Raw genomic sequence first — 4,776 nt, 5'->3', positions numbered from 1 at the left:
GCGGCGAAGTGTTTGACACATGCGGCCACCTTGGACTGATCATTCTCTAAATCCCCTTGAAAACCTCTGACAAAGGAGCGGGCGAATACGCTGTTTAAATGAGGATCTTCTCCTGTCGCTTCCATTACCCGCCCCCAGCGAGGCTCGCGAGTCAGGTCAACCATAGGAGCAAACGTAACGTGAACGCCTGCAGCGGATGCTTCTTTGGCTGCAATAGATGCACTTTTTTCGGCAAGATCTAAGTCCCAAGAGCAGCCAATAGCTAAAGGAACAGGGAAGATGGTTTTAAATCCGTGAACAATGTCGGACATAAATAATAGGGGAATGCCAAGACGATTTTCTTCCATATGTACTTTTTGAATATTCATCGTTTCTTTAGCACCTGAAGCTCCCAGCACGGATCCGGTATGAGGAATATCCTCTTCGCCGATATTCATTTGGACCATTGGGCCCGTAATTTCGCCTCGGTCCGTCGCCCCTTTAAAAAAAGGGGTAGCGAGCTGTACAAGCTGGCCGACTTTTTCTTCTATTGTCATTTGTTGAAGCAGTTGATTCACATCGGTCATGTCTAATCCTCCTCTAAGGTTTGGTGAAACGTTTCGATTTAATCATAATTGCAGTATAAGCAGGTGGTTTGTATTCGTCAAGCTTTAAAAACCTTATTTATTAAGGATAAATAAAATTTTCAAAAAATTATGGAAAAGTTATTGAAAGCGGATACAAATTAAATTATAATGCAGTTATCGAAACGTTTCAATTAAAAAATTACCAAAGGGGTGCTTGTTTCGTGAAATGGAAATTAGGAACTTTACTAACTGTACTTATTCTTTCAATGGTGCTGGCAGGATGCTCGAACAGTTCGTCGTCGCAGGGAGATGAAAATACCGTTACGGTGTGGGCGATGGGGGAAGAAGGTAAAAAACTTCAGGAATTCAGTAAAACATTCGAAGAAAACAATCCCGATTTGACTGTCGATGTACAGGCTATACCATGGGATACGGCACATGACAAATTGTTAACGGCTGTTGCATCTGGTAATGGACCGGACGTTGTCCAATTAGGAACGACCTGGGTGCCGGAATTTGCTGAAGCGGGGGCTCTCAAGGACTTGTCTGAATACATGGGAGACTATCCTAACTTTGCAAAAGAAAACTTCTTTGAGGGCTCGGTTACGACTATGGAACATGGCGATCAGGTGGTCGGGATTCCCTGGTACGTGGACACTCGTGTCATCTATTATCGTACGGATCTCCTGAAAGAAGCAGGCTATGAAGAAGCACCAAAGACCTGGGATGAAATGAAAGACGCCGCTACAAAACTTGGCGCAAGAGGAGAAGATTCCTATGGTCTTGATATTGATCGTAATGACCAGATCACTCCATTTATTTTTGCCTGGCAGAATGGGTACGAAGCGAATCTTGAGCAAAATGAGCTTAACTTTGATTCACCTGAATTTAAGGAAGCATTGGAGTATTACACAAGCTACTTTGAAGAAGGATTAAGTCCTACGCAGGAAGGGGTCGACATTGTAGAAGCCTTTAAGTCCGGTTCAAAACCGATGTTCTTCAGCGGACCGTGGATGATCAATATTATTAATGATCAGGCGCCGGATCTAGAAGGGAAATGGGCCACAGCGGTTATGCCTACCAAGGAAACCAATACGTCAAGCATGGGCGGATCTCATCTTTCTGTCTTTGAAAGTGCAGACAACGTAGAAGGAGCGCTTAAATACATTTCCTTTATGACTGATGTAGATACACAGATGGACTGGCTTGAGGAATCGAATACGCTGCCTTCCCGTACAGAAGCATGGGAGAAACCGAAAATGACAGATGATCCGAACTATGCAACCTTTGGTAAACAGTTGGAAAATACAAAACCTGGTCTGCAAACGGAACAATTTGAACGTATTGCTCAGGAACTTCTCTCTTCCATTGAGCGAATTACGGAAGGTGGAGCCGATTTAGAAAAGGAACTTGAGGCATTTAGACAAGAAGCTCAGGAATTGATTGAAGAAGAATAGGGGCCAGAAGGGGTGATGGGATGCTCGATCATTTCATCATCCTTTCTAATCGTTATGCTCAGATAGGTGGGTTTCCATGAAACAGTTCAAAAACAGGCATCCTTATATGTTTATTGCACCAGCTGTCATTCTGCTATCCCTGTTCAGCCTGATCCCAATCCTGATTGCTTTTGTCATCAGTTTTACGGATATGAACTTGAAGGGACTTGCGGACTGGTCCAATATCACATTTATCGGCTTTGAAAACTATAAAGATTTATTCTCCGACAGTACGTTTCTTCAATCGATTTATAATACTCTTTTTTACGTTGTGATCGGTGTTCCTCTGGTCATCATCTGTTCGTTATCGATTGCTTTGCTGCTCAACTACGGAACGAGCTGGCTGTTTAATACATTCAGAGCTGTGTTTTATATGCCTTCGATTACCAACATTATTGCGGTTGCCGTAATCTGGGGATATCTGTATAACACCGAATATGGTTTGTTCAACTATCTGCTTTCGGTTCTTTCTTTGGAAAGCATTCCCTGGTTAGAAGAACCGACGATAGCCAAGATATCGTTGATTCTTCTAGCGGTTTGGAAAGGGATCGGTATTAATATGATTATCTTCCTGGCGGCTCTTCAGGGAATACCGAAATCGTATTATGAGGCAGCAGAAATGGATGGAGCCAATCGTTTTCAGGTCCTGTTCAATGTAACATTGCCTTTACTACGTTACGCGACCTTTTTTGTAACGGTGACTACCTTAATCGGCTGGATGCAGTTCTTCGAAGAACCATTTGTCATGACGGACGGTGGACCTTTAGATGGAACGATTTCTATCGCTCTATTTATTTATAAAGAAGGCTTCCAATTCAGTGAATTCGGCTACGCCGCTGCGGGGTCCTTTATTCTGTTTGCCATGATCATTCTCGTGACGCTGGTCCAATTCAAGTTCAGAAAATCAGATACGGAATATTAAGAGAGGGGAGTGTGAAAACGTATGGCTGCAGCTACAAAGAAAAGTAAGTTAGAAACATCGATTGTCATATTGATCATGGTCGCAGGTGGTATCCTCGTTTCGATTCCGTTTATCTGGATGATCTCAAGTTCGTTTAAGCCGGAGAGTGAGGTACTGTCCATGCCTCCTGCCATTATTCCGGATAATCCCACCATACAGAATTACATTGAATTGTTTACGAATTTGAATTTTGCCGTCTACTTAAGAAATACGTTAGTGATTGTACTTTTCTCTTTCTTGGGGCTTCTGTTTAATGCGATGGCTGGTTATGGGTTTGCGAAATACAGGTTTAAGGGACGAGAGAAGATCTTTTATATTGTCCTTGCTACCATGATGATTCCCGGTCAGGTGACGATGATACCTGTTTACCTTTTACTTAATGCGATGGGTTTGACCAATACGATGACGGGAATCGTGCTTCCAGGTTTAGCGGTAGCTTTCAGTATTTTCTTATTCCGTCAATTCATGACGACCATTCCGGATGACTTACTTGAAGCAGCGAGGCTGGACGGGGCAGGAGAATTTTATATTTTCTTCCGTTTGGTCGTCCCCATCGCAAAACCGATCTTTGCGGTGCAGGGAATTCTGACGTTTATTGCGGGGTGGAACAGTTTCCTATGGCCGTTAATCATTGCAAACGATGAAGGTCTTTACACATTGTCCGTAGGCTTGTCCTTATTGCAGGGGCAATACGCCAGTAACTTTGCTTTACAAATGGCCGGGGCCGCATTTATGGTCGTTCCGATCATCATTATTTTTGCTTTCTTCCAAAAGTATATTGTGGAAGGGTTTACCATGTCCGGTCTCAAGTAAAACGTAAGGGTTTAAAAACTGATACAATAGAAGTAACGAACCCATATAGATGGAGGATTTCAATGGCTACGATAAAAGATGTGGCTAAACGAGCAGGAGTAGCTGTTTCAACGGCTTCTTACGCCTTAAATGGCAGTGGGAAAGTCAGTTCAGCAACGATTGATAAAGTTCTGAAAGCCGCAAGAGAGTTAAACTATCAGAAGAACGGATTTGCATCGGACCTGAAACGAACGAAAACAAATACGATTGCCTTAATCTTAAGTGATATGTCCGGCCCCTACTTTTCTGAATTAATTAAGGGGGTTCAGGAAGTGACTGCAAGTAATCAATATGATTTGATTGCTTGCAGTTCTGTCGGAGGAGACCGGTCGACAGCGGCCAAGTTTTTAAGGGAGAAGCGTGTAGATGGAGCGATCATTTTAGCTACCAATATTTCTACAGAAATGATTGAAGCATCTGCTCGTGAGGACTTTCCTATAGTTGTGCTGGACCGCGATGTAGAGAATCCATATGCCATTCATGTGGAGGTTAATAACCGCCAGGGGGGGTATCAGGCGACTGAGCACCTGATTCAGAAAGGCCACCGGTCCATTGGATTTGTAAGTGGACCGAACGATTCTCATGATAACGAAGAACGTTTTAAGGGATATATCGATGCATTGAAAGACCATGACTTGCCTTTTCAGTCACGTTTTAAAATGGGAGGGGAGTTTACTCGAGAAGGGGGTTATCGGGCAACGAAGATGTTGATCGCTCAACAAAACTTACCAGATGCTATTTTTTATGCGAACGATGAAATGGCCCTTGGCGGTCTTCAGGCATTTGATGAAAAGAGGATCTCTGTTCCTGATGACGTATCCATAGTAGGCTTTGATGATATTCAATTATCCGCGTATGTCCACCCTCCTCTTACGACGGTGCGTCAGCCGAAGTACGAAGC

The 4,776-nt window shown here is 43.4% G+C and carries 5 protein-coding genes; 4 read left to right on the top strand and 1 reads right to left on the bottom strand.

From position 1 onward, the window contains the following. Positions 1–566, bottom strand: a 566-nt coding sequence (locus WAM07_RS03750) for a glycoside hydrolase family 3 N-terminal domain-containing protein (protein ID WP_422164892.1), incomplete at its 3' end; no start/stop codon positions are given. Positions 567–787: 221 nt separating this feature from the next. Between WAM07_RS03750 and WAM07_RS03745 the strand changes: the two genes are divergently transcribed. The 4 genes from WAM07_RS03745 to WAM07_RS03730 all read left to right on the top strand — a co-directional run. Next, complete coding sequence (locus WAM07_RS03745) at positions 788–2,023, top strand: sugar ABC transporter substrate-binding protein (RefSeq protein ID WP_422164890.1); 1,236 nt, start codon at positions 788–790, stop codon at positions 2,021–2,023. A gap of 76 nt (positions 2,024–2,099) precedes the next feature. After that, the gene (locus WAM07_RS03740; RefSeq protein ID WP_422164888.1) at positions 2,100–2,984 is read left to right on the top strand and encodes a carbohydrate ABC transporter permease; all 885 of its coding nucleotides are present in this window, start codon (positions 2,100–2,102) and stop codon (positions 2,982–2,984) included. A 21-nt stretch (positions 2,985–3,005) separates the two neighbouring features. Further along, complete coding sequence (locus WAM07_RS03735) at positions 3,006–3,836, top strand: carbohydrate ABC transporter permease (protein ID WP_422164886.1); 831 nt, start codon at positions 3,006–3,008, stop codon at positions 3,834–3,836. A 62-nt stretch (positions 3,837–3,898) separates the two neighbouring features. After that, positions 3,899–4,776, top strand: an 878-nt coding sequence (locus WAM07_RS03730; protein WP_422164884.1) for a LacI family DNA-binding transcriptional regulator, incomplete at its 3' end; no start/stop codon positions are given.

Source organism: Halobacillus sp., from assembly GCF_049282395.1.
In the GTDB taxonomy this organism is placed as follows: domain Bacteria; phylum Bacillota; class Bacilli; order Bacillales; family Halobacillaceae; genus Halobacillus.
The sequence above is the reverse complement of the archived record's forward strand: the minus strand, read 5'-3'. Positions and strand labels throughout refer to the sequence as shown.